Annotated in this window: 17 protein-coding genes; 9 read left to right on the top strand and 8 right to left on the bottom strand. The window is 75.9% G+C overall.

Annotated features, from left to right (window positions below):
* Positions 1–21 precede the first annotated feature (21 nt).
* Positions 22–216 carry a hypothetical protein gene (locus tag ACI2LW_RS18100; protein WP_313747043.1) on the bottom strand — a complete coding sequence of 65 codons (195 nt, stop codon included), beginning with the start codon at positions 214–216 and terminating at the stop codon, positions 22–24.
* A 397-nt stretch (positions 217–613) separates the two neighbouring features.
* Between ACI2LW_RS18100 and ACI2LW_RS18105 the strand changes: the two genes are divergently transcribed.
* Both ACI2LW_RS18105 and ACI2LW_RS18110 read left to right on the top strand, forming a co-directional pair.
* On the top strand, positions 614–1006 hold the full coding sequence (locus ACI2LW_RS18105; RefSeq protein WP_404732181.1) for an ankyrin repeat domain-containing protein: 393 nt from the start codon (positions 614–616) through the stop codon (positions 1004–1006).
* A 323-nt stretch (positions 1007–1329) separates the two neighbouring features.
* The gene (locus ACI2LW_RS18110) at positions 1330–2748 is read left to right on the top strand and encodes a HEAT repeat domain-containing protein (protein WP_404732182.1); all 1419 of its coding nucleotides are present in this window, start codon (positions 1330–1332) and stop codon (positions 2746–2748) included.
* A 976-nt stretch (positions 2749–3724) separates the two neighbouring features.
* Here ACI2LW_RS18110 and ACI2LW_RS18115 read toward each other — a convergent pair.
* From ACI2LW_RS18115 to ACI2LW_RS18135, 5 genes are read right to left on the bottom strand one after another with little or no spacing between them, the layout of a single operon-like run.
* Positions 3725–4594, bottom strand: a complete 870-nt coding sequence (locus ACI2LW_RS18115) for a biotin-dependent carboxyltransferase family protein (RefSeq protein ID WP_404732183.1) — start codon at positions 4592–4594, stop codon at positions 3725–3727.
* Positions 4591–5217: a 5-oxoprolinase subunit PxpB gene (pxpB, locus tag ACI2LW_RS18120; RefSeq protein WP_404732184.1), complete on the bottom strand. Its 627-nt coding sequence runs from the start codon at positions 5215–5217 to the stop codon at positions 4591–4593. The genes ACI2LW_RS18115 and pxpB overlap by 4 nt, the downstream gene beginning before the upstream one ends.
* Positions 5214–5972 (bottom strand): LamB/YcsF family protein, encoded by a 759-nt coding sequence (locus tag ACI2LW_RS18125; protein WP_404732185.1) that lies wholly within the window; start codon positions 5970–5972, stop codon positions 5214–5216. Before ACI2LW_RS18125 ends, pxpB begins: the two co-directional genes overlap by 4 nt.
* Before the next feature lie 21 nt (positions 5973–5993).
* Positions 5994–6947: a putative hydro-lyase gene (locus ACI2LW_RS18130; protein ID WP_404732186.1), complete on the bottom strand. Its 954-nt coding sequence runs from the start codon at positions 6945–6947 to the stop codon at positions 5994–5996.
* The gene (locus ACI2LW_RS18135; RefSeq protein WP_404732187.1) at positions 6944–8263 is read right to left on the bottom strand and encodes an MFS transporter; all 1320 of its coding nucleotides are present in this window, start codon (positions 8261–8263) and stop codon (positions 6944–6946) included. The genes ACI2LW_RS18130 and ACI2LW_RS18135 overlap by 4 nt, the downstream gene beginning before the upstream one ends.
* A gap of 149 nt (positions 8264–8412) precedes the next feature.
* Between ACI2LW_RS18135 and ACI2LW_RS18140 the strand changes: the two genes are divergently transcribed.
* From ACI2LW_RS18140 to ACI2LW_RS18155, 4 genes are all read left to right on the top strand, one after another.
* On the top strand, positions 8413–9108 hold the full coding sequence (locus ACI2LW_RS18140; protein WP_404732188.1) for a GntR family transcriptional regulator: 696 nt from the start codon (positions 8413–8415) through the stop codon (positions 9106–9108).
* Between the two features lie 566 nt (positions 9109–9674).
* Entirely contained in the window at positions 9675–11201 is a 1527-nt protein-coding gene (locus tag ACI2LW_RS18145) for a hypothetical protein (RefSeq protein ID WP_404732189.1), read from the top strand.
* 160 nt (positions 11202–11361) lie between these two features.
* Positions 11362–12240, top strand: coding sequence for a hypothetical protein (locus tag ACI2LW_RS18150; protein ID WP_404732190.1), 879 nt, complete (start codon positions 11362–11364; stop codon positions 12238–12240).
* 61 nt (positions 12241–12301) lie between these two features.
* Complete coding sequence (locus ACI2LW_RS18155) at positions 12302–17140, top strand: hypothetical protein (RefSeq protein ID WP_404732191.1); 4839 nt, start codon at positions 12302–12304, stop codon at positions 17138–17140.
* Between the two features lie 50 nt (positions 17141–17190).
* On the opposite strand, the gene ACI2LW_RS18160 is transcribed toward ACI2LW_RS18155, so the two are convergent.
* Together ACI2LW_RS18160 and ACI2LW_RS18165 are read right to left on the bottom strand one after the other, a co-directional pair.
* On the bottom strand, positions 17191–18024 hold the full coding sequence (locus tag ACI2LW_RS18160) for an IclR family transcriptional regulator (RefSeq protein WP_404732192.1): 834 nt from the start codon (positions 18022–18024) through the stop codon (positions 17191–17193).
* A gap of 75 nt (positions 18025–18099) precedes the next feature.
* Complete coding sequence (locus ACI2LW_RS18165; RefSeq protein WP_404732211.1) at positions 18100–18573, bottom strand: hypothetical protein; 474 nt, start codon at positions 18571–18573, stop codon at positions 18100–18102.
* Positions 18574–18991: 418 nt separating this feature from the next.
* Between ACI2LW_RS18165 and ACI2LW_RS18170 the strand changes: the two genes are divergently transcribed.
* Genes ACI2LW_RS18170 through ACI2LW_RS18180 form a run of 3 tightly spaced genes read left to right on the top strand, consistent with a single transcriptional unit; the run spans position 18992 to position 22794 of the window.
* On the top strand, positions 18992–21958 hold the full coding sequence (locus ACI2LW_RS18170; RefSeq protein WP_404732193.1) for a nitrate- and nitrite sensing domain-containing protein: 2967 nt from the start codon (positions 18992–18994) through the stop codon (positions 21956–21958).
* Positions 21955–22389, top strand: coding sequence for a roadblock/LC7 domain-containing protein (locus tag ACI2LW_RS18175; protein ID WP_404732194.1), 435 nt, complete (start codon positions 21955–21957; stop codon positions 22387–22389). Before ACI2LW_RS18170 ends, ACI2LW_RS18175 begins: the two co-directional genes overlap by 4 nt.
* Positions 22390–22398: 9 nt before the next feature.
* The gene (locus ACI2LW_RS18180) at positions 22399–22794 is read left to right on the top strand and encodes a DUF742 domain-containing protein (RefSeq protein ID WP_404732195.1); all 396 of its coding nucleotides are present in this window, start codon (positions 22399–22401) and stop codon (positions 22792–22794) included.
* The last annotated feature ends 18 nt before the right edge of the window (positions 22795–22812 follow it).

A 22812-nucleotide genomic window follows, 5' to 3' on the forward strand; every position in this document is an offset into this window, starting at 1 on the left:
GTGCGGGGGTGGCGGGCGGCTTCAGAACCTCATGCCGCCCAGCAGGCTCGCGAGGCTCTCGCCACCGGCTTTGATGCTCGGGGCGATGGCCGTGCTCGCCAGGTAGAAGCCGAACATCACCGAGACGCACGCGTGCGAGGGCTTCAGTCCGTCCTTCCGGAAGAACACGAAGACGATGATGCCGAACAGGACGACGCCTGAGATGGAGAGAATCATGGGGGTTCTCCTGGTGTCGAGGGGACAGTCACCCTGAGTTCTTCCAGCATCACAGCATGTATCCATATGACAAAAGGTGCAACTGGGTGATTTTTGTGTGTTTTACCCTGACTGGTGGAGCCGCGCGGGCTCCGGCGCAGGCCGCGCCGCCGGGAGGGACACCGCAGGGACACGGCAGGAGCGCCGCAGGCCAACCGCACGCACGCCGCGGCGGCGCCTCCGGCCGGGCCCGCGGTGATCTTTACCTCGGGCACCCCGGGCTCATGTGCCGCACGAGCCAGTACGCTGGCGATTCACCCGTACGGGAAGGCGCCGCTCGCCCCCGTACGCTTGCCCCCGCGGTCGCCGTTCCCGGGCACCGCGATCCCCCACGCTCGCAGAGAGGCGGTTCAGGCCGATGAGTGAAGCCCCCGACCCGGAGGTCGTGGAGCTGGCGACCAGGATCTTCGACCTGGCCCGGCAGGGGCGGACCGAGGAACTCGTGGCGTACGTCGACGCCGGGGTCCCGGCCGACCTCACCAACGACCGCGGCGACTCCCTGGTGATGCTCGCCGCCTACCACGGCCACGCCGACGCCGTCCGCGCCCTGCTGGCCCGCGGCGCGGACGCCGACCGTGTCAACGACCGGGGCCAGACGCCCCTGGCCGGCGCGGTCTTCAAGGGGGAGCAGGAAGTGATCAAGGCGCTGCTGGAAGGCGGCGCGGACCCGTCCGGGGGCACGCCGTCGGCCGTGGACACGGCCCGGATGTTCGGCAAGGCCGAGCTGCTGGAGCTGTTCGGCGAGCGCTGACCGCGGGGCCGCACCCGGACCGGGCGGCCCTCTTCGACCAGGCAGGACACGGAAAACGGGGGAGGCGGTGGGGGACCGCCCGAAATATCGGTCGCGGCAGCTCACGGGCCGGGTCATCATGACGTCGTGATTCACGGACGCGATGGCTGGGCAGGTGTTGCCGCACCGCGCGGACCGTGACGCGGTCCGCATGGGCCACCGACGAGAGGCAGAGGAACATGGTCTTCGGCAAGCAAGAGACGGCGGGCGCTCCGACGCGTTGTCGCGCAGCCAGGTAATGCGAGTCCCCGGTTGCGTCGACGCTTGATGTGAGGCTGTTTCCCATGTTCGATCCGGTCATAGCGCCCAGTGGCACGCTGCTCGGCCTGCTCCAGCGGGGCCGCGGCGACGGCACGCTGCACGCGCTCACCGCCCCCCGCGCCGAGGCGCTCGCGGCGCTGAACCAGTGCGTGCTGCACGACCCTCGCCACGACTGGCAGGTGGAGAACCGTTCGCTGTACTACGCCCGGCTCTTCCTCGACCTGAACGGCGAGCTGGACGCCATCGAGGCACACCTCTTCGACCCCGAGGACGTCCTCGACACCGACGAGTCCCGCACCGGTCTGGCCCTCGCCGTCCTCGGGCACCTCGCCTCCTACGGCAGGCGGGACGCGCTCGCCCTGCTGCGCCGGTACGCCGCCACGGGCTCCAACTGGGCCTGGGCCCTGGACGAGCTGGCGCTGCGCGACGACGATGCCGGACTGCGTGCGCTGGCCGCACCCGTCCTGGCGCGCTTCCCCGCCGACGCCGAGGGTGAGGCCCGGCTGGCCGCCGCCGTGCGCGACGCCTTCGAGCCGCGGCCCTGGCGCCTGTGGGCCGAGGACCCGCGCGAATCGATCGCCACGCGGGTGCGCAACGCCCACGAGACGGGCTGTTTCGACCGCTGGCAGCGGCAGCTCAGCCCCACCGGGCCCCGCCCCGGCTGGAGCGTGCGGGCCGTGTTCGACTGGGCCCAGCAGGGCGTGGAGCGCGGCGCGGCCCTGCACGTGCCGGCCGCCCGCTGCCTGGGCGCGGTGGCGGGTCCGGAGGACCGCCCCGAGATCCTGCGCGCCGCCCGGGCCGGCTCCGAGGGAGCCCGGTGCACCGCCCTGCGCTATCTCGCCGACGGCAACGACCCCGAGGCCCTGGACCTGATCGAGGCGGCCGTGTCCGACGGCACGGCGCCCGTGGCCGAGGCCGCCGTCGACGCCTTCGAACGCATGCGCAGTGTCGCCGCCGTGGACCGGGCCCGCGGCTGGGCCCGCCGCCCCGACGCGCTGGGCGCCGCCGCCGGACGTGTGCTCGCGTGCCGCGGCGCGGCCCGGGACCGCGACCTCGTCCTCGGCGCGCTGCGCGAGGCCGTCCGCGCCGACGGCCCCGACGCGCCGACCCTGTGGACCCTGGTCGACGGCGCCGGACGGCTCGGCATCACCTGCGCCGCACCCGTCCTGCGGCACATCTACCGCGAGACCGCCTCCTCCCACCTGCGTGGCCGGGCCGCCGGCGCACTGGCCGCCACCGACCCCTCCTTCGCCGTGGGGTTCGCCGTCGAGTGCCTGTGGGACTGCGAGGAGACCACCCGGGAACTCGCCGCGCGCCACGCCGAGACCGGCGACACGCGTGTCGTCGACCGACTGCGCCGGCTCGCCGCCGACCCCGCGGAGGAGGCCGAGGTCCAGACCGCGGTACGCAGCCGCATCGGCCCCGACACACCGGCCGCGTGAACGTCCGGTGATATGGCGGACCGGCCGCGTGAACGTCCGGTGATATGGCGGACCGGCCGCGTGAACGTCCGGTGATATGGCGGGCTGGTCGCGTGAAGTCCGGTGACACGGCGGGCTGGCCGCGTGAACGCCCGCCGGTGCGCGGATCGGTCGTAAGTGCGCCGACGCGCGGGCCGGTCGCCCGGAACGTCTGCCCGTGCGCGGTCGGTCGTACATCCGCCGATGCGCGGGCCGGTCGCGTGAAACGTCGGCGCGTGCGCGGCCCCGGTCGCACGTCCGCCGGTGCGCGGCCCGGGGTCGGGTGAAGGCTCGGCCGGAGCGGAGTTCCCGGCGCCGCCCGGCGGCGAGCCCGAGGGGGTCCGGGTCCACCACGGCGGGCACCGGCCGGGTGGCGCGCCGCGCGCCGATCCGCTGCAGCCGTCGACCGCTCCGGCACCCGTCCGCCGCAGTGACGCGCCCCCGGGCCGATCCGCCGCGGTGACGCGCTCCCGCACCACCCGGGCGCCAGCCGGGCCGCCGTCCGCGGGCCGCGCCACCGGGAGCCCGGCCCCGGCACCTTCGGCCTGCGGGCGCCCGAGTCCGTGTCCGAGACGCCGGTCGCCCTGTCCACGGTGGATCCCCGGTACCCGCCGCCATGCCGAGGCGCACCGCCTCCGCTCCCGCCCGCACCGCGAGCCCCGTCGGGGCGCCCCCGACTCGCGCCGGTGAATCTGGGGCACAGCCGCCGGGGCAGCCGCAGCCACGGGCGCGGGTGCAGCCCTCGGCGCGGGCGCCCGCCCGGGCAGTGCGGTGGAGCGGCGTACGCGAGGCGGCCCGGCTGGTGGGCGGGAGGACCGGCGCCGTCCGCGGTCCTGGCGCCGTCCGTGGTCCCGGCGCCGTCCGCCGTCCCCGAGGCGCGCCGTCCGCCCTCACGGAGGCGTGCCCTGTGCCGGCCCGGCGGCGCGCCGCCCCCGGACCGCCCGCCCGGGCGCCGGCCTCAGCGGCGCCGTACCGCCACGAAGCGGACCGGTGTGCCCGGTGCGGCCTGGGCGGCCGCCGGGAGGTCGGCGGCGCGGACCACCCCGATCACCGGGTAGCCCCCCGTGGTCGGGTGGTCGGCCAGGAACACGACCGGGCGGCCGTCGGGCGGGACCTGCACCGCGCCCAGCACCATGCCCTCGCTGGGCAGTTCGCCCGGACGGGCCCGCTCCAGGGCGGGGCCCTCGGTGCGCAGGCCGATGCGGTTGCTCGCCGACGACACCCGGTACGGGCGGGACACGAAGTCCCGCAGCGCGCGCGGTGTGAACCAGTCCGCGCGCGGCCCGGGGACCACCCGCAGGACCAGCTCCGCCGGGGGCATCGGCAGGGCGGCGGCGTCCACGCGGGCCGGTGGGCCGGCCGGCGATCCCAGGGGGAGCACCGTGCCGTCGGTGAGCGGCGCCGGACCGAGCCCGGACAGCAGGTCCGTCGAGCGGCTGCCGAGCACCGGTTCGACGGCGATCCCGCCGGACACGGCGACGTAGCCGCGCACCCCGCGCACCGCCGCGCCGACCTCCAGCAGCGCCCCCGCCGGGACCCGCACCGGTGCTCCCCACGCGGCCGGCCGCCCGTCCACCGAGACGGGGCACGGCGCGCCCGCGACCGCCACGGTCACCGCCGAACGCGGCCGTACCGCGCAGCCGTCGAGGGTGGTCTCCAGCACGGCCGCCCCGGGCGGATTGCCGACCAGCCGGTTGACGAGCGCGGCGGCGGGCCCGTCGAGCGCCCCGGACCGGGGCACGCCGAGATGCGCGTGACCGGGGCGGCCACCGTCCTGCACGGTGGTCAGCGCCCCGGCCCGTACGACGGCGAGCGCGCGGTCGGTCATGCCGCACCCGCCGGTCCGGCAGGAACGAAGCGCACGCGGGTGCCCGGCGACAGCAGCGCGGCCGGTTCGCGCGCGTCGTCCCACAGCACCGCCTCCGTCGTACCGATCAGCTGCCAGCCACCCGGCGACGAGCGCGGGTACACCCCGGTGTACGGGCCCGCCAGGGCCACCGCGCCGGCCGGGACCGCCGTACGCGGGGTGGCCCGGCGCGGGACGTGGCAGCGCTCGGGCAGCCCGGTGAGGTAGCCGAAGCCGGGCGCGAACCCGCAGAAGGCGACACGGAAGTCGGTGCCGGCGTGGACCCGGGCCACCTCCCGCTCGGGAACGCCCCAGTGGGCGGCCACCACGGCGAGGTCCGGGCCGTCGTAGCGCACGGGCAGTTCCACGACCCGCTCCGCGCGCGCAAGGGCGGGCGGCGGGCCGGCGGCGGCCAGTTCGCGCGCCACCCGGTCCGGTTCGGCCAGGCCGTCGAGGAGGACCGTGCGGGCGGCCGGCACGATCTCGCGGACGGTCAGCAGGCCCCGCGCGCGCCGCCGCACCAGTTCCGCGTGCAGCGCCCGGGCCTCCTCCCCGGACGACACCTCGACGAGCAGCGCGTCGTCACCGGCCGGCAGCGTCCTCATGCGAACGCCTCCACCCGCACGCCCGCCGCCACCAGCCGCGCCCGCACCCGCCGGGCCAGCTCCACGGCGCCCGGGGTGTCGCCGTGCAGGCACAGCGACCGGGCCCGCACCTCGAGGATCTCCCCGCCGTGCGAGACGACCGTCCCCGTGCGGGCCAGCGCCACCGAGCGCTCCACGACCGCGACCGGATCGGTGACCACCGCGCCGTCCCGGTCGCGGGGCACGAGCGTGCCCTCCTCGGTGTAGGCGCGGTCCGCGAACGCCTCGGCGACCGTGGGCAGTCCGGCCTTCGCGGCCACCTCGAGCAGCCGCGAGCCGGGCAGCCCCAGCACCGGCAGCGAGGCGTCCGCCAGCAGTACGCCGTCCACGACCCCCATCGCCTGCTCCTCGTCGCGCACCACCCGGTTGTAGAGGGCGCCGTGCGGCTTGACGTACGACACGCGCGTCCCCGCCGCCCGGGCGAACACCTCCAGTGCGCCGATCTGGTAGGCCACTTCGGCGGCCAGCTCGGCGGGCGGCACGTCCATCGCGCGCCGCCCGAACCCGGCGAGGTCGCGGTAGGAGACCTGTGCGCCGATCCGCACCCCGCGCTCGGCGGCCAGCCCGCACACCCGGCGCATGGTGACCGCGTCCCCGGCGTGGAAGCCGCAGGCGACGTTGGCGCTGGTGACGACGGACAGCAGCTGCTCGTCGTCGGTCAGCCGCCAGCGGCCGAAGCCCTCGCCGAGGTCGGCGTTCAGGTCGATGGAGCTCATGGATTCCCTTCGTCTCGTGCCTCAGGCCACGCGGTACTGCTCGTCGCGGGCGTCGGTCAGGAACATCTGTCCCGGTGCGTGGGTGATGGCGAACGGCGGCCGGGACGCCGTCACCGCCGCCTGCGGCGTCACCCCGCACGCCCAGAACACCGGGATGTCGTCCGGCCCGGCGGTCACCGGGTCGCCGAAGTCGGGCCGGCCGAGGTCGGCGATGCCCAGCCCGGCGGGGTCGCCGCAGTGCACGGGGCTGCCGTGCACGGCCGGCAGCAGGCTGCTCTCCCGGATGGCCGCCGACAGGTGCTCCGGCGGCACCGGACGCATGGACACGACCATCGGGCCGCGCAGCCGTCCGGCCGGGCGGCACTGACGGTCCGTCACGTACATCGGGACGTTGCGGCCCTGCTCCAGGTGCCGGATCGGCACCCCCGCCGACGCCAGCGCCCACTCGAAGGTGAAGCTGCAGCCGATCAGGAACGCCACCAGGTCCGCGCGCCAGTGGCCCGTCACGTCCGTGGGCTCGTCCACCAGCTCGCCGTCCCGCCAGACCCGGTAGCGCGGCAGGTCGGTGCGCAGGTCCGCGCCCTCGGCGAGGACGGTGGTCGCACAGCCGGCGTCCGTGACGTCCAGGACCGGACACGGCTTGGGGTTGCGCTGGCAGAACAGCAGCATGTCGTACGCCCAGTCGGCGGGGACCGCGATGAGGTTCGCCTGGGTGTGGCCGGCGGCGACCCCGGCGGTGGGTCCGGTCAGCCCGTCCCGGAAGCGGCGCCGGGCCGCGCCGGGGCTCCACGCGTGCGCGTGCTCGTCGGCGAGGAGGACCGGCCGGTCCGCGCCACGGAGAGCGGGACGGCGGTTCGTGGCGGGTGCGGGGCGGTCGGAGGCGGCAGCCGTGGGGCGGCCGCCGGGCCGGGACGGGCGGCCGTCGGGGCGGGACGGCCTGCGGCCGGCGGTCACGGTGGTGTCCGCGGGGTTCACGCGAGCTCCTTCCCGCGCGTCTCCGGCAGTCCGAGCAGCGCCAGGGCCGCGATGCCGTAGCCGATCGCGCCGAAGACCAGCGCGCCGCCCACGCCCCAGCTGTCGGCGAGGAAGCCCACCAGGGTCGGGAACACGGCGCCCACCGCGCGGCCGGTGTTGTAGGTGAAGCCCTGGCCGGTGCCGCGCACCTGCGTCGGGTACAGCTCGCTCAGGTAGGAGCCGAAGCCGCTGAAGATGGCCGACATGCAGAACCCGAGCGGGAAGCCCAGGACCAGCAGCAGGGTGTCGGCGCCGCTGGGGATGTGGGCGTACGCCAGGATGCAGACCGCCGACAGCAGGGCGAACAGCCAGATGTTGCGCCGCCGGCCCAGCCGGTCCGTGAGGTGGCCGCCCGTCAGATAGCCCGCGAAGGCACCGGAGATGAGCAGCGTCAGATAGGAGCCGGTCCCGACGACCGACAGGCCCCGCTCCGTCTTCAGGTACGTCGGCACCCAGGTCGCCAGCGTGTAGTAGCCGCCCTGCACGCCGGTGGAGAGCAGCCCCGCGAAGAGCGTCGTCCGCAGCAGAGCCGGTGAACCCGCCCTGCCCGGCCGGAAGATGGCCGCGAAGGAGCCCCGCTCGGCGCTCTGCTCCCGCGCCGCCGTCGCCTCGGGCGCGTCGTGCACGCGGCGCCGCAGCCACACCACCAGCAGCGCGGGCAGCGCGCCGGTCCAGAACATCACGCGCCAGGCCAGGTCGTCGCCGGCCACGGAGAACACCACCGTGTAGACGACCGCGGCCAGCGCCCAGCCGACCGCCCAGGAGCTCTGGACCGCCCCGAGCGTACGGCCGCGGTGGCGCGCGCTCGCGTACTCGGCGACCAGGATCGCGCCGACCGCCCACTCGCCGCCGAACCCGAGGCCCTGCAGGGCGCGGAAGACCAGCAGCGTCTCGTAGGTGGGCGCGAAGCCGCAGGCGACCGTGAAGACCGCGTACGTGGTCACGGTGATCATCAGGGCGCGGACCCGGCCGACCCGGTCCGCGATCACGCCGGCGACGGCCCCGCCGATCGCGGAGACGACCAGGGTGACCGTGGTGAACAGGCCGGTCTGGCCGCTGTCCAGGCCGAAGTACGCGGCCAGCGCCACCATGCTCAGGGGGAGCGTGAAGTAGTCGTACGAGTCCAGCGCATAGCCGCCGAACGCGCCCGCGAAGGCGCGGCGGCCGCGCGGGTCGAGAGCCCGCAGCCAGCCGAACGCGCCGTCGCCCGCGGCGCGTTCGTCATGCGGGGACCGGGGGCCGGAGGTCAGGGCCTGGGGCGGAGGGGTCGTGCTCATGGGCACCTCGCAGATGAGGACGGAGGGTGCTGGGACTGAGCCGTGCTGATCCGTGCTGAGCCGTGCGGTGACCAGAAGGTAGAGGATCGTTGAACGATCCTTCAATACCCCTGTTGTCTCGTTCTCCTGACTGCGGTTGAATTCCGGGCATGGCAGAGCAGCTGACGCCACTGGCCGACGACCGCGCCCTGCTGGGCCGCACCAGCACGGCCGAGCGGGTCTCGGACATCCTCAGAAGCCGCATCGCCGAGGGCTACTTCCCGCCCGGCACCCGGCTGTCTGAGGACGGCATCGGCGGGGCGCTCGGCGTCTCACGCAACACGCTGCGCGAGGCGTTCCGGCTGCTCACCCACGAGAGGCTGCTCGTCCACGAGCTGAACCGCGGCGTCTTCGTCCGGGTGCTGACCGTCGAGGACGTCGAGGACATCTACCGCACCCGGCGCCTCGTCGAGTGCGCCGTGGTGCGCGGCCTGGGCGAGCCGCCGTACGCCCTCGACCGCCTCGCCGAGGCCGTGGCCGAGGGCCGCCGGGCCGCGCGCGAAGGTGACTGGAAAGGGCTGGGTACGGCCAACATCCACTTCCACCGGGAGCTGGTGGCGCTCGCGGGCAGCGAGCGCACCGACGAGCTGATGCGCAGCGTCTTCGCCGAACTCCGCCTCGCCTTCCACGTCGTGGACGACCCCCGCCGGCTGCACGAGCCCTACCTCGCCCGCAACGAGCGGATCCTGCGCGCCCTGGGCACGGGCGACCGGGCCGGGGCCGAGCACCTGCTCGAGGTCTACCTGGACGACTCGCTGGAACGGATCGTGGAGGTGTACCGGCGCCGGGTGGGGGAGGACGGGTAGGGCGACGCGCCAGGCGCCGGGCGCGGCCGGGGCGCGCCCGGCGGGGCGGGGTTCGCCCCGGGCGGGTGCGGGGACGGCGGCCGGGCCCACCGGCACGATGTGGCGGGCCCACGCCCCGAGGCCCCTCGGCACGATGTGGCGGGCCCACGCCCCGAGGCCCCTCGGCACGGTGTGGCGGGCGCACACCCCAGGCCCCTCGGCACGGTGTGGCGGATGCGCGGCCGGACCAGGTCGCCCTGCTGCTTCGCCTCCGCCGTCTCACCCCCGCCGTCTCGCCCCCGCCGTCTCGCCCCCGCCGTCTCACCCCCGCCGTCTCGCCCCCCGTCGTCTCGCCCCCCGTCGTCTCGCCCCCCGTTGTCTCGCCCCCCGTTGTCTCGCGGCGGCGGGAGGCGGGCCTCGACGGGGCCGGCCCCGTCCGCCGCGCCCTCCCGCGGCCCGGGCCGCCGCGCCGGCCGGGCCCGGCACGCCGCCGCGCGCCGGCCGGGGGCGTGTGGCGGCCCGGCGGCGCGGGGGGTGCGTCTGTGCCGTTTGGGCCGTTGTCGTACCGAGGACCTAGTCTGTGCACCGTGACTTCGCCCGCATCCACGGACAGCGTTCCGCCCCAGCTCAGCGCGGGGCCGCGCCCCGCTCCGGGGCCGGCCGCCGACGAGGGGCTGGCGCGGCGGCTGCGCGCGCTCGCCTGCACCGCGCCGCTGCACGACCTCGACGCCCGCAAGGCGAACCTCGCCGGTGAGTACTCGGTGTACGGCATGGCGGAGGTCGCCCTCGCCGCCATCGACCTCGTCACGCTCAACATGGACTTCGACACCGGCGCCGACCACGACCAGATCGTGGCCCGGCTCATCCCGCGCGTCGCCGCCCAGGCCCCGCGGCGGCCGGTGGCCGAGCACGAGCGCGTCGCCCGCTGGGTGCTGGAGAACCTGATCAACGTCGGCAGCGTGGACCGCGGCTTCCGCGCGGTCTACGGCACGTTCGCCCCGGACGGCACGTACGTCCGCCGGGACTACGACTTCAAGCTGATCGAGGAGGTGCCCGGCCCCGGCGGGGGCGTCTACCTGCGCACGACCGACGAGGCGGTCAACGTCCTCGTGGGCGCCCTGGACACCGACGTCACCAGCGCGCAGATCGCCGCCGAGGTCAAGCTCGAGGTGCTCATCAGCCGCGGCCGGCTCGCCGACGCCCAGCTCGCCGCCGAGCAGGCCCGCTACCGCACCGTGCAGTACTCGGAGACCCTGCGCAGAGCCCTGGAGGCCACCCGGCGCAACGTCCGCGCGGTGGACTGGCTGAACGCCGTGCCCGACATGATCGCCGAGGCCCTCGACCACGTCGCCGACCGCTACCGCCACGAGAACGCGATCCTCACCAACATCCGCAGGGCCCGCGACGAGAGCGAGGACCCCGAGCACAAGCGGCGCGCGGCCGAACTCGTCGACATCGTCAAGGACTGCATCCGGCGGCACACGCAGCTGCAGTCCCGGCTGCTCGAGGCCGGCCCGCTCTTCCGCGCCGAACAGGACCGGCAGGCCTTCGCCGCCCCCGCCGCCACCTCGGGGACGGACCTGTACGGCCACCTGCTCGCCCCCACGCTCCCCCTGCCGCTGGAGCGGGCGATCCGCGTCACGGACGCCTTCTTCGCGCACGGCACCGGGCTGCGCACACCCGTGTCCGTCCGGGTCGGCGACCTCGTCGACCTCCTGCTGACGCCCCCCGTGGAGCGCGAGCACCTCGGCGCCGAGATGCCCGAACCTGACCTGATCGCCACCCCGGACGACAGCCGGTTCAGCGAGGAGCAACTGGCCGCCGCCATGGACCTGCTGGACCTGCCGGCCGACGCGCCGCGCCGGCTGTCCGGGCTGCTCGCCGAGGCCCGCCGCAAGGACGCCGACCTGCCGTACCTGGTGGCGCTGCTGGCCGTGCACGCCGCCAGCCCGCCCGTGGGCACCGCCTACCGGCAGGGCGAGGAGAAGCTGCTGTTCGCCGTGGACGACGGGACCGAGCTGGACGACCCCGAGTTCGGCGGCGCCGACCTCATCGTCGGCACCGCCCTGCTGGACGCGGCCGGAATGGCCGCCGACCGGACGGAGGCGGCATGACCCCCGCCCCGGCAACAGACGGCACGATCCCCTGCCCGGCGGGGGCAGGCACGACCCCGCACCCGGCGGGAGCAGGCACGACCCTCCGCCCGGAGGGGGAAGGCACGCCCCCCGGCCCCACCCCCACGCACCCCCACCGTCGCACCGAGGAGCCCCGACCGTGACCGAGCACGCCGACCGGAGTGAGCCGGAAGCCGGCGCGGCGCCCGCCACGGCCGCCCTCACCCCCGCCGACGCCGCCGACGCGGCCCGGCTCGTCGCCTTCGGGCTCCAGCCCAAGCTCCAGCCCGCCCGGGACCAGGAGTACGCCGAACTGCTGCGCCGCCACCGCGAGGACCCGGCGTTCGCGCGCCTGGCGGACGCCGTCGCCGCCGGGCTCGGCCTGGTCGTGCTGGAGGTGTCCCCGCGCGCGGGCATGGCGGTGACCGCCGCCGAGGACTCGGTGTTCGCCGTCCGCATGGGCGACTACGCACGGCGTACCGCCGCCGACTCCGCCGACCGCTTCCTGCACGGGCTCGCCCACCTCGCCGTGGCCGCCCTGGCCTTCCCCCGGCCCGAGGACCTCGCCGACGACGGCTACATCGGCCGCGTCACGGTCAACGGCGTCGACGCGTTCGTACGGCAGGCCTGCCGCCGGCTGGAGGAGCGCGCCGAGGAACAGGGCGAGAACACCGACCCCGCCACCGACGCCCCCGGGCTCGAGGCGGCCTGGCGGATCTGGACCAGACGCAGCGCGACCGGCGCGACCAAGGACGCGCGCCGGCCGGCCGCCTCCACCACCGGCATCGTGGCCAAGGCCCTGGCGTTCCTCACCGACTCGGGGTTCCTGCAGCGCACCGGCGAGGAGAGCGGCGGCACCTACCGCACCACGGCCCGCTACCAGCTCCAGGTGCGCGACATGGCGGGCAGCGCCGCCATGGCCGAACTCCTCGAACTGGGCGTCGTACCGGTCACCGACGGCACGCCGAGCCTGCTGCCCGCCGAGGACACCGACGACCTGGATCTGGTGGCCGACGCCGGGCTGCCGTTCCACTCCTGACGCCGCCGGCGCCCCGCGCCCCCCACCGCCGAACCTGCGAAAAGACTGACGAGAGTCCGCCATGTACGAGCTGTCCCGGGTCCGCCTCTACTCCATCGGGCCGGCCGGTGCGCGCTACGCCGACACCGTGCTCGACCTGCGGGGCGTGGGCGAACCGGTGCCCGACCCCGCGCCCACCCAGGGCGAGTTCTTCGCGGAGGAGCCGGCCGGACCCCCGCGCCGGCCCGCCCCCGCCGGAGTGCTGTTCCTGGAGAACGGCGGCGGCAAGTCGGTGCTGCTCAAACTGATCTTCTCGGTGATGCTGCCGGGGCACCGCAACACCCTCGGCGGCGCGAGCTCCGGCGTGCTGCGCAAGTTCCTGCTCGCCGACGACTGCGGGCACGTGGCACTGGAGTGGCAGCACGTGCAGACCGGCGAGTGCGTGGTCGTCGGCAAGGTGAGCGAATGGCGCGGACGCCAGGTCTCCAGCGACCCGCGCAAGTTCGCCGAGGCCTGGTACTCCTTCCGGCCCGGCCCGGGACTCACCCTGGACAACCTGCCGGTCGCCGAGTCCACCGCCGTACGTCCCCCCGCCGAGGGCCAGTCCGGCGCACAGGGCCGCCGCCGCACCATGAAGGGCTTCCGGGACGCCATCACCGAGGCGGGCAAGGCGTATCCGCACCTGGAAGTGCACTGGGAGGAGATCCACGACCGGTGGATCGAGCACCTCGGCGACCTGGGGCTGGACCCCGAACTCTTCCGCTACCAGCGGGAGATGAACGCCGACGAGGGCGAGGCGGCCGGCCTGTTCGCGGTGAAGAAGGACTCCGACTTCACCGACCTGCTGCTGCGCGCCGTCACCGACACCCGGGACACCGACGGCCTCGCCGACCTGGTCAGCGGCTTCGGCAACAAGCTGGGACGGCGTGCCGAGCTGATCGCCGAACGCGACTTCACCGCCGGCTCGGTGGACCTGCTCGGCCGGATCGTCGAGGCCGCCGAGGCCCGCACCCGCGCGCGTGACATCCACACCGGCGCCGAGCGGCGCACCCGCACCCTGGCGCGCCGGCTCGCCGCCCGGGCGGCGCAGGAGCGGACCCGGGCCGCCGACCTCGCCCAGCGCGTCACGGCCGCCGCGCACGCCGTCACCCAGGCCGAGGGCGCGCGCGAGCGCAGCGCGCTGATCGCCGCCGAACTCGCCTACCGGCACGCCTCGCTGGCGCTGGCCGCCGCGGAGAGGTCGGCCGCCGCGCAGAAGCGCGAACTGGCCGACGCGCGCACCCTGCACTCCGCCTGGCAGGCCGCCGAGGCCGTGCTGCGGCACCGCGCCGCCGCCGACCGCGTGGCCCGGGTCTCGGCCGCGATCCAGGAGGCGGAACGGGACGCGGCCCCGGCGCTCGCCGCCCGCGCCAAGGCCGCCGTCGATCTCGTACGGGCGCTGCACGCGGCGGCGGAGAACGCCGAGGCGCTGGCCAACGAGGAGGAGGAGCGCTCCGCGCGGCTGCAGGAGGCCGGCGAGTCGGCCTACCGGGACCAGACCGCGGCGGCCACCGAGGCCCAGCGCGCCCGCAGCGAGGCGGGCCATCTGCGCCAGCGGCTGGCCGAGGTCGAGCAGGAGACCGCCGAGGCGGTCCGCGCCGGCTGGCTCGACGACAGCGCGCCCGACGCCGATCCGGCGCGGGCCGCGCTGGCGGCGAGCGACGCCGAGAAGACGGCGGTCGCCGCCTGGGACGAGGCCCGTGAGGCCGCCCGCAGGGCCGCCGAGCACGCCCGCGAGGCGGCCTCGGCCGAGTCCCGCGCCGAACTCACCGCGGCCCGCGCCGCGGACGCGGCCACCGCCGCCGAGCGGGCCTACGAGGCCGAACGACGGCTCGCCGAGGCGCTGGCGGCCGAGGAGCGGCTGGCCGAGCTGCTGGGCCTGCCCGGGGCGGGCGGCGGCACGGCACGGCCCGGAGTGCCCGCGCCCAGGACCGGCCCGGACGACGCGCCCGGTACGGCGGGCGCTCCGGGCGCGCCCGGCCACCGGGGCGAGGCGGGCACAGCGGCCGGCGGCCCGGGAACCGGCCCCGGCGCGGCGGCCGGCGGTCTCACGGACGGGGACCTCGCGGGCGGCGACTTCACGGGCGGCGACCGGACGCACGGCGACGGCGGCCGTGCGGCCCGGGGCGCCGCGGCCGGCCCCGGCGACGCGCCCGGCCGGCGCGCCGCCGACGGCCCCTTGGGCCCCGAGGACCTGGACCGCTTCGCCGACGAGCTGCGGGCACTCCTCGACGAGGCCGTCTCCTCGGCCGAACGGCACCTGTTCGACCTGCGCACCGCCGCCGCCGACGACTCCCGCATCCTCGGCGCGCTGGGCGACGGCGGACTGCTGCCGCCCGGCCCGGACGTGCTCGCCACCGTGGAGTTCCTGGGCGAGCACGGCATCCCCGCGCTGCCCGGCTGGCGCTACCTCGCCCAGGCGGTGGACCCGGCCGACCACGCGCGCGTGCTGGCCGCCCGCCCCGAACTGGTCGACGGTGTGATCATCACCGACCCGGACACGCACGCGCGCGCCCGTGAGGCCCTCGCCGACGCGGCCCTGCTGCCCCGGTCCGCGGTCGCCGTCGGCACGGCCGCCGCCCTGCTAGCCCCCACCCCGGCCGCCGGCGCCCCCGGCGACGGCCAGGTCTTCCTGGTGCCGCCGAACCCGGCGATGCACGACGAGCACGCCGCCGACGAGGAGCGGCGCGCCCTGCGGGAGCGGGCGACCCGGCGCGACGAGGAGATCCGGGCGCTGGCCGCCCGGCTCGGCAAGGACCGCGAACTGGCCGCCCGGCTCGCCTCCTGGCGCACCGGCTGCCCCGCCGGGCGCCTGACCGAGCTGGCGCGGGCCGCGCGGGACGCGCGCGCCTTCGCCGAGGAGACCGACGCCGAACTGGCCGAGGCCCGCACCGCCCGCGCGGAGGCCGACGAGGCCGCCGCCGAGGCCGCCCAGGCACGCGACGAGCGGCAGGAGGCCGCGCAGAAGGCCCGGCGCGCCGCGGACGCCCTCGCCGGACTCGCCTTCCGGCTGCGCGAGCGAGCCGGCTGGCAGGCCCGGCTGCGCGAACTCGCCGACGAGGCGGCCGAGTCGGAGGCCCGCGCCCAGAGCTGCCTGGAGCGCGCCCGGGCCGCCGACGAGGACCGGCGCGCCGCCCAGCGCGCCGCCGACGACGCCCGCCGCACCGCCCGCGCGCTGCGCGCCGAGCGCTCCGAGATCGCCGGCGCACCCGACGACCTGCCCGACGGCGCCGACTCCGCGCCGACGGCGTCCCTGCCCGCGCTCCGCGAGGCCTACCGGGCCGCCTCCCAGCTGTACGAGAAGGTCGGCGTCGGCGCGGATCTGCGCGCCGAGCAGGCGCGCGCGGAGAGCGACGAGAGCGCGGCCCGCGCGGAACTGGACCGCCTCAGCAACAAGGTCCGCACCCGCGCCGAGCAGCTCCTGCGGTCCCCCGACGGCTCCGACGGCCCCTCCCGGCAGGCCGCGGCCGCCCGCGCCGAGGAACTGGTGCAGCTCCTGGAGACCCGGATGTCGTCCGCGAGCGAGCAGCTCGGACGGCTGCGCGGCGAGGCCGAGCGGCACGCGCCCGAGGACGGCGAGGCCCACACCGAGCTGCCCGCGGAGATGCTGCCGCGGGACGCCGAGCACGCCCAGGCCCTGCTGCGCACGGCCACCGCCGAACTCGCCTCCCGCACCGAGGCGCTGTCCCAGGCCCGGCAGGCGCACACCGAACTGCTGGAGAGCCACCGCGCCGCCGAGGACGCGGCAGGCGGCTTCGACGAGATCGCCGCCATGCTCCGCGACCTGCTGCGCGAGCACACCGGCGACGAGGACCAGGAGGAGCCGGAGCCCTACCCGGGCAGTCCCGCCGCGGCCCGCCAGGCCGCCGCCGAGTCGCGCCGCTCACTGCGCGGCTGCGCCGCCGACCTGTCCGCCGCGGAGGCCGCCGTGCGCGAGGCGAGCGACGTGCTGGTACGGCACGCCAACTCCACCCGCTACGAGCAGGTCCGCACCCCCGCCCGGCAGCAGATCCGCGAACTGCCCGCCTCCGCCCTGCCCGAGCACGCCCAGCGGTGGGCCGAGGCCTTCGCGCCCCGGCTGCGCGTCCTCACCGACGAACTGGAGCAGCTGGAGCGCAACCGCGACTCGATCGTGGACCGGCTGCGCGGCCTGGTCGAGTCGGCGCTCGCCACGCTCAGGTCCGCCCAGCGCCTGTCCCGGCTGCCGGAGGGCCTCGGCGAGTGGTCCGGGCAGGAGTTCCTGCGCATCCGCTTCGAGGAACCGGACCAGGCCACGCTGACCGAACGGCTCGGCGACGTCATCGACGAGGCGACCAGGGCCGCCGTGCGGAAGAACTCCGACCTGCGCCGGGACGGCATGTCCCTGCTGCTGCGCGGGGTCGCCGCCGCCCTGCAGCCCAGGGGCGTGGCCGTGGAGATCCTCAAGCCGGACGCCGTGCTGCGCGCCGAGCGCGTCCCCGTGGGACAGATGGGCGACGTGTTCTCCGGCGGCCAGCTGCTCACCGCGGCCATCGCCCTGTACTGCACCATGGCGGCCCTGCGGTCCAACGACCGCGGCCGCGACAAGCACCGGCACGCCGGCACGCTGTTCCTCGACAACCCCATCGGCCGGGCCAACGCCACCTATCTGCTGGAGCTCCAGCGGGCGGTGTCCGACGCCCTCGGCGTCCAGCTCCTCTACACCACCGGCCTGTTCGACACGACCGCGCTCGCGGAGTTCCCGCTGGTCATCCGGTTGCGCAACGACGCCGACCTGAGGGCCGGGCTGAAGTACATCAGCGTCGAGGAGCACCTGCGGCCCGGACTGCCCCAGCAGGCCCCGGCCGGCGAGGCGGTGCACAGCGAGATCACGGCGACACGCATGTTCAAGCGCCCGGCGTGAGCCGCCCCGCCGCTCCCGGCGCCCCGCCGCCCCGCGGACCGGGGCGCCGTTCAGAAGCCGTAGCCCATGCGGCGCGACAGCTCGGCCCCGGCCGCCCTGGTGCGCTCCGCCAGCTCCTCCAGCCGGTCGCACCCCAGCCGGTACACCGGCCCGGACACGCTGATCGCGGCGATGACCTCCCCGTCGTACGCCCGCACGGGCGCCGCCACGGCGGCGAGCCCCGGCTCCAGCTCCTCCACGGTCGTCCCGCAGCCCCGCAGGGCGACGGCCTCCAGCTCAGCGCGCAGCGCCGGCGGGTCGGTGATCGTGTGCTCGGTGAACCGCGCCAGGGGAGCCGCGAGCAGTTCCTCGCGCCGGGCGGGCGGCATGTGCGCCAGCAGCACCTTGCCGCTGGAGGTGGCGTGCAACGGGGTGCGCCGGCCCAGCCAGTTCTGCGCGGCCACGGAGGCGGTGCCGCGGGCCTGCATGATGTTGACCGCCGCGTCCTCCGCCGGGACCGCGATGTTCACCGTCTCGCCCAGCTCGTCCGCCAGACGCCGGCAGACCGGAACGCCCTCCTGGGAGATGTCCAGCCGCATCGCGGCCGCCCCCGCCAGACGCAGCACCCCGGCCCCCAGGCAGTACTCGCCGCGGTCCCTGGACTGGGCCACCAGGCCGCGGTTCTCCAGGACGCCGAGCAGCCGGAACGCGGTGGACTTGTGGACGCCCAGCTCGCCGGCGATCTCGGTGACACCGGCCTCGCCGCGCCGCGCGAGGATCTCCAGCACGCTCACGGCACGGTCCACCGACTGCACCGCGCCGCCGCCACTCGCACCGCTTCGCCCCGCGGCTCTCCCCTCCGGCGGCTCCTCGCCCGGGCCCTGCTGCTTCTTCGTGCGGGTCATGCCCCCACTCTCTCGAACCGGCGCGGCCGGCGAGAACCGGGGCGTGTGGCCCTCGTGCTGTTTCCGGTCGCCGCGCTAGGTGTGCGACAGCTGTCCGGCACCGCCCCGCCGGCGTATGCGCCGCTGCCGGCGCTCGGCCGCCCGCTCCTCGCGCCGCGCCAGCCGCCGCTCCCGGCGCAGGGCCCGCGCCGTACTGCTCGGCGCCGACACCACTCCGTGGCGCTGGTTCCACACCTGGCGCGTCACCCACACGTCCAGTGCCGCCCAGGTGGCCACGACCGTGCCGGCCACGCTGCCGAGGACCATGGGGAAGGCCAGCCACGAACCGGCCATGGTGAACAGGAACGCCACCACCGCCTGTATCAGCGTGACCGCGATGATCAGTACGGCACGCACGGCCGCCTCGCGCACCGGGTCGGGCAGCCGTCGCCGCCGCGCCGGTTCCTCGACCCACAGCGGCCGGTGGACGGGCCGCTCGGCCGGTCCGCCCTCCGCCGGCCGGGCCGTACCGCCGTCACCGGCCGTCTCACGCCGCTCCGCCGTGCCCATCACCGTGTCACTCCCCACCGCCCGCAGACCGCTCACCCGGTGTCCGAAGAACCGGCTCCCCAGTGGCCTGCCCGGCTTGCGCTGTTTTACGCCCTACGGGTACGGAACACGGCTCCAGTGCCCCATTCCGCCCCATGTCCCGTGGAGTTGGACGAACGAGGCATCCCGAAGATTCCCGCCCGGCGAAAAGTATCGGCCAAACGCCCCGGCTCATCGGCCTGTTCCGCACCGCCCGGCATGCGTGCATTCCGGGTCGCCATCTCCCGCAATGCCCGGACAACTCGGCATCTCTCGCCGCCGTCACGGAAGTTCGGCCTCCGGAAGGCTCTTCGAGTCGGCTGTGAGTCGGTAGTAGGCTCGCGCCGTTTGTTGACGCACATGTGTACCCCCGCGGTCCGGGGGCGAGCTGGGGGAGGCCATGCGCTTTCGCGGGAAGTCCATCCGCAGGAAGATCGTGGCGCTTCTGCTCGTGCCGCTGCTGTCGCTGACCGCCATCTGGGCCTTCGCAGCGGTGATCACCGGACAGCAGGCGACCCGGCTGTTCAACGCCTCGTCCATGGTGGAACGAATCGCCTACCCCACCGAGGACACCGTCCGCGTGCTGCAGCAGGAGCGCCGGCAGACCCTGGTCTACCTCGCCGACCCCCGCGCCTCCGACGGGCTCGCCGCCCTGCGCCGCAGCCGGACCGCCACCGACCGGACCATCGCCACCATCCGCCGGAACGCGCGCGACCCCGACGTCCGGGACGCACTCGACAACGGCAGCGCGGGACGGCTGACGGCCGCCCTGGACACCTTCGACGGCATCAACTCCCTGCGCCGCAGCGTCGAGGACGGCACCGTCGGCCGGGCCCAGGCACTCGGCCTCTACAACCGCCTGATCGACCCCTGCTACGCCCTGCTCGCCGACCTGCACGTCTTCGACGACGTGGAACTGGACGAGCAGTACCGCGCCCTGGTCAACCTCGCCCGGGCCCGCGAACTGCTCTCCCGCGAGGACGCGCTGCTCGGCTCCTCCCTCGTGGTCGGCAGGCTCACCCGCCAGGAGAGCCGCGACATCTCCGACCTCGTGGCCCAGCGCACCCTGCTGTACGGCGTCAGCCTGCCGTACCTGCCCGCCGCCGAACGCGCCCGCTACGAACGCTTCTGGCAGAACGCCTCCACCGCGCCCCTGCGCACCGCCGAGAAGGCCGCCGCCGACGCCTCCGGCACACCCCGCGGCGTGAGCGCCAAGAGCTGGGACACCGCCGCGGCGACCGTCCTCGACGACCTCGCCACCCTCGACGACCAGGCCAACGACCGCTACCAGGACCGGGTCCGCCCCGTCGCCATGGACGTCATCGTCCGGGCGGCCGTCGCGGGCGTCCTCGGTCTGATCGCCGTACTGGTCTCCCTGTTCCTGTCCGTGCGGGTCGGCCGCGCCCTGATCCGGGACCTGCGGAAGCTGCGCCTGGAGGCGCACGAGGCCAGCGGGGTCCGGCTGCCCAGCGTGATGCGCCGCCTCTCCGCCGGCGAACAGGTCGACGTGGAGACCGAGGTCCCGCGCCTGGAGTACGACAAGACCGAGATCGGCGAGGTCGGCCAGGCCCTCAACACCCTGCAGCGCGCCGCCGTCGAGGCGGCCGTCAAACAGGCCGAGCTCAGGGCCGGCGTCTCCGAGGTCTTCGTCAACCTCGCCCGCCGCAGCCAGGTCCTGCTGCACAAGCAGCTCACCCTCCTCGACGCCATGGAGCGGCGCACCGAGGACACCGACGAACTCGCCGACCTGTTCCGCCTGGACCACCTGACCACCCGCATGCGCCGGCACGCCGAAGGCCTGGTCATCCTCTCCGGCGCCGCGCCCTCCCGGCAGTGGCGCAAGCCCGTGCAGCTCATGGACGTCGTGCGCGCCGCGGTCGCCGAGGTCGAGGACTACGAGCGCATCGAGGTCCGCCGGCTGCCGCGGGTGGCCGTCACCGGCCCGGCCGTCGCCGACCTCACGCACCTGGTGGCCGAACTCCTGGAGAACGCCACCGTCTTCTCCCCGCCGCACACCGCGGTGCAGGTCCTGGGCGAACGGGTGGCCAACGGCTTCACCCTGGAGATCCACGACCGCGGTCTCGGCATGAACGCCGAGGCGCTGCTGGACGCGAATCTGCGGCTGGCCGAGACACCGGAGTTCGAACTCACCGACACCGACCGGCTCGGGCTGTTCGTGATCAGCAGGCTCGCCCAGCGGCAGAACGTCCGGGTCTCGCTCCAGCCCTCGCCGTACGGCGGCATCACCGCCGTCGTCTTCATCCCCGACGCACTGCTCACGGACGACGTCCCCGACACCAACGGCGTCGGCTTCCGCCTCGACCGCGAGCGGCCCGCCACCAGGGCCGGACGGGAGGACAGCCGCCGGGCCGCCCTGTCCCCGGCCTCCGCGCCCCTGCCCGGGCTGCCCGCCTCGCTGCTGGACGGGCCGGTGGAACTCGAGGCCCCGGTCGACCTCGACGCCGTCGAGGACTTCCCCGGCGCCCTCGGCGACGACGACAGCGAACGCGGCGGACTGTTCCGCCCCCGCCGCTCCCTGGCCGAACCGCCGGCGCCGACGGCGGCCCGGCACCTGGCCGAGCACCCGCACGACTCCGCGGCCGGCGCCGCGGCCCGGACCGGCGACGGCGAGGAGGACGCGGACCTCCCCGTCCCGCTGCCCCGCCGCAGGGCCCCCAAGCTGGTCAGCTCGCACGGCCGCCCGGTCACGGAACACCGCTCCCGCCGCCGGGCGGCGGACGAGGAGCCCGGCGCGTCCGCCGGGGCCCCCGGCCCCGAGCCGGCCGTACCGCTGCCGGCCCGCCGCCGCGGCGAGACGGCCGCGCGGCGCGCGGCCGGCCGCACCGGCGGACGCGACCCGAGGCCCCCGGCCGCCGGCGACGGACCCGAGCAGGCCCCCGCCCTGCCGCAGCGCACCCGCCGCCCCGCCCTCGCGGCGGGCGTCCCGGACGGCAGGGAGGGCCCGGACGACCGGGACGGCCCGGACCGTCGCAGCGGCCAGGACCGCCGTAGCGGCCAGGACCGTCGCAGCGGAACGGACCGTCGCCGTGGCCCGGACGGCGCGGACGGCCCGGACGGCCCAGGCCGCGACCCCGGCGCGGCGCCCGGCGCCGACGAGGGTCCCTCCGAGACCGTCCGGCTGCCCCGGCGCGTACGGCAGGCCAGCCTCGCCCCGCAGCTGAAGAAGGCTCCCGAGCGGCGCGGCGACGACGGGACAGGACCCACCGAGCGCGACCCGGACGAGGTCCGCAGCCGTATGGCCTCGCTCCAGCGCGGCTGGCAGCGCGGCCGCGAGGAGAACGCCGCGGGCGACGACGCCCCGGACGGCAGCACAGCACCAGGAACGACTAAGGGGGACGGTCGATGACCGCACCGAAGGCCACCGGCCACACCACCACCGACAAGGCCCAGCTCAACTGGCTCCTCGACGATCTCGTGGACCGGGTGGCGAGCATCCGCAAGGCGATCGTGCTCTCCGGGGACGGGCTGCCCACGGGCGTGTCCAAGGACCTGACCCGGGAGGACAGCGAGCACCTGGCCGCCGTGGCCTCCGGCTTCCACAGCCTCGCCAAGGGCGTCGGCCGGCACTTCGAGGCCGGCGCCGTGCGGCAGACGGTCGTCGAGCTGGACGAGGCGTTCCTCTTCGTGACGGCCGCCGGCGACGGCAGCTGCCTCGCCGTCCTGTCGGACGCCGACTCCGACGTCGGCCAGGTCGCCTACGAGATGACGCTCCTGGTCAAGCGGGTCGGCGTACATCTGGGCGCCGCTCCGCGCACCGATCTGCCCTCCGGCGGGTAGTGAGATGACATGAGCGCAGACGGTCAGGCACGCAGCCACTGGTTCGACGACGAGGCCGGGCCCGTGGTCCGGCCGTACGCCATGACGCGCGGCCGTACCAGCCACGCGGCCCAGCACCGACTCGACCTGATCGCGGTCGTCGTCACCGAACCACGGGTGGACGACCCCGAGGAGGACCCGGCGCTGTCCCCGGAACACGTGGACATCGTGGAGCTGTGCCGCGACACCCCGCAGTCCGTCGCCGAACTCGCCTCGGAACTCGACCTGCCCGTCGGCGTGGTCCGCGTCCTCGTCGGCGACCTCGTGGACGAGGAGTACGTCCACGTCAACCGCCCGGTGCCCCCGGCCGAACTGCCGGACGAGAGCATCCTGCGCGACGTGATCAACGGCCTGCGGGCGCTGTGAGCGGCGCGGAAGCGGGGT

Origin of the sequence: Streptomyces sp. NPDC004065 (genome assembly GCF_044903565.1) — a bacterium.
Taxonomy (GTDB): Bacteria; Actinomycetota; Actinomycetes; order Streptomycetales; family Streptomycetaceae; genus Streptomyces.

Excerpts from the sequence above, each read along its gene's own strand:
- ACI2LW_RS18100 (WP_313747043.1), bottom strand. The coding sequence starts at position 216 with ATGATTCTCTCCATCTCAGGCGTCGTCCTGTTCGGCATCATCGTCTTC.
- ACI2LW_RS18105 (WP_404732181.1), top strand. The coding sequence starts at position 614 with ATGAGTGAAGCCCCCGACCCGGAGGTCGTGGAGCTGGCGACCAGGATC.
- ACI2LW_RS18110 (WP_404732182.1), top strand. The coding sequence starts at position 1,330 with ATGTTCGATCCGGTCATAGCGCCCAGTGGCACGCTGCTCGGCCTGCTC.
- ACI2LW_RS18115 (WP_404732183.1), bottom strand. The coding sequence starts at position 4,594 with ATGACCGACCGCGCGCTCGCCGTCGTACGGGCCGGGGCGCTGACCACC.
- pxpB (WP_404732184.1), bottom strand. The coding sequence starts at position 5,217 with ATGAGGACGCTGCCGGCCGGTGACGACGCGCTGCTCGTCGAGGTGTCG.
- ACI2LW_RS18125 (WP_404732185.1), bottom strand. The coding sequence starts at position 5,972 with ATGAGCTCCATCGACCTGAACGCCGACCTCGGCGAGGGCTTCGGCCGC.
- ACI2LW_RS18135 (WP_404732187.1), bottom strand. The coding sequence starts at position 8,263 with ATGAGCACGACCCCTCCGCCCCAGGCCCTGACCTCCGGCCCCCGGTCC.
- ACI2LW_RS18140 (WP_404732188.1), top strand. The coding sequence starts at position 8,413 with ATGGCAGAGCAGCTGACGCCACTGGCCGACGACCGCGCCCTGCTGGGC.
- ACI2LW_RS18155 (WP_404732191.1), top strand. The coding sequence starts at position 12,302 with ATGTACGAGCTGTCCCGGGTCCGCCTCTACTCCATCGGGCCGGCCGGT.
- ACI2LW_RS18160 (WP_404732192.1), bottom strand. The coding sequence starts at position 18,024 with ATGACCCGCACGAAGAAGCAGCAGGGCCCGGGCGAGGAGCCGCCGGAG.
- ACI2LW_RS18165 (WP_404732211.1), bottom strand. The coding sequence starts at position 18,573 with ATGGGCACGGCGGAGCGGCGTGAGACGGCCGGTGACGGCGGTACGGCC.
- ACI2LW_RS18170 (WP_404732193.1), top strand. The coding sequence starts at position 18,992 with ATGCGCTTTCGCGGGAAGTCCATCCGCAGGAAGATCGTGGCGCTTCTG.
- ACI2LW_RS18175 (WP_404732194.1), top strand. The coding sequence starts at position 21,955 with ATGACCGCACCGAAGGCCACCGGCCACACCACCACCGACAAGGCCCAG.
- ACI2LW_RS18180 (WP_404732195.1), top strand. The coding sequence starts at position 22,399 with ATGAGCGCAGACGGTCAGGCACGCAGCCACTGGTTCGACGACGAGGCC.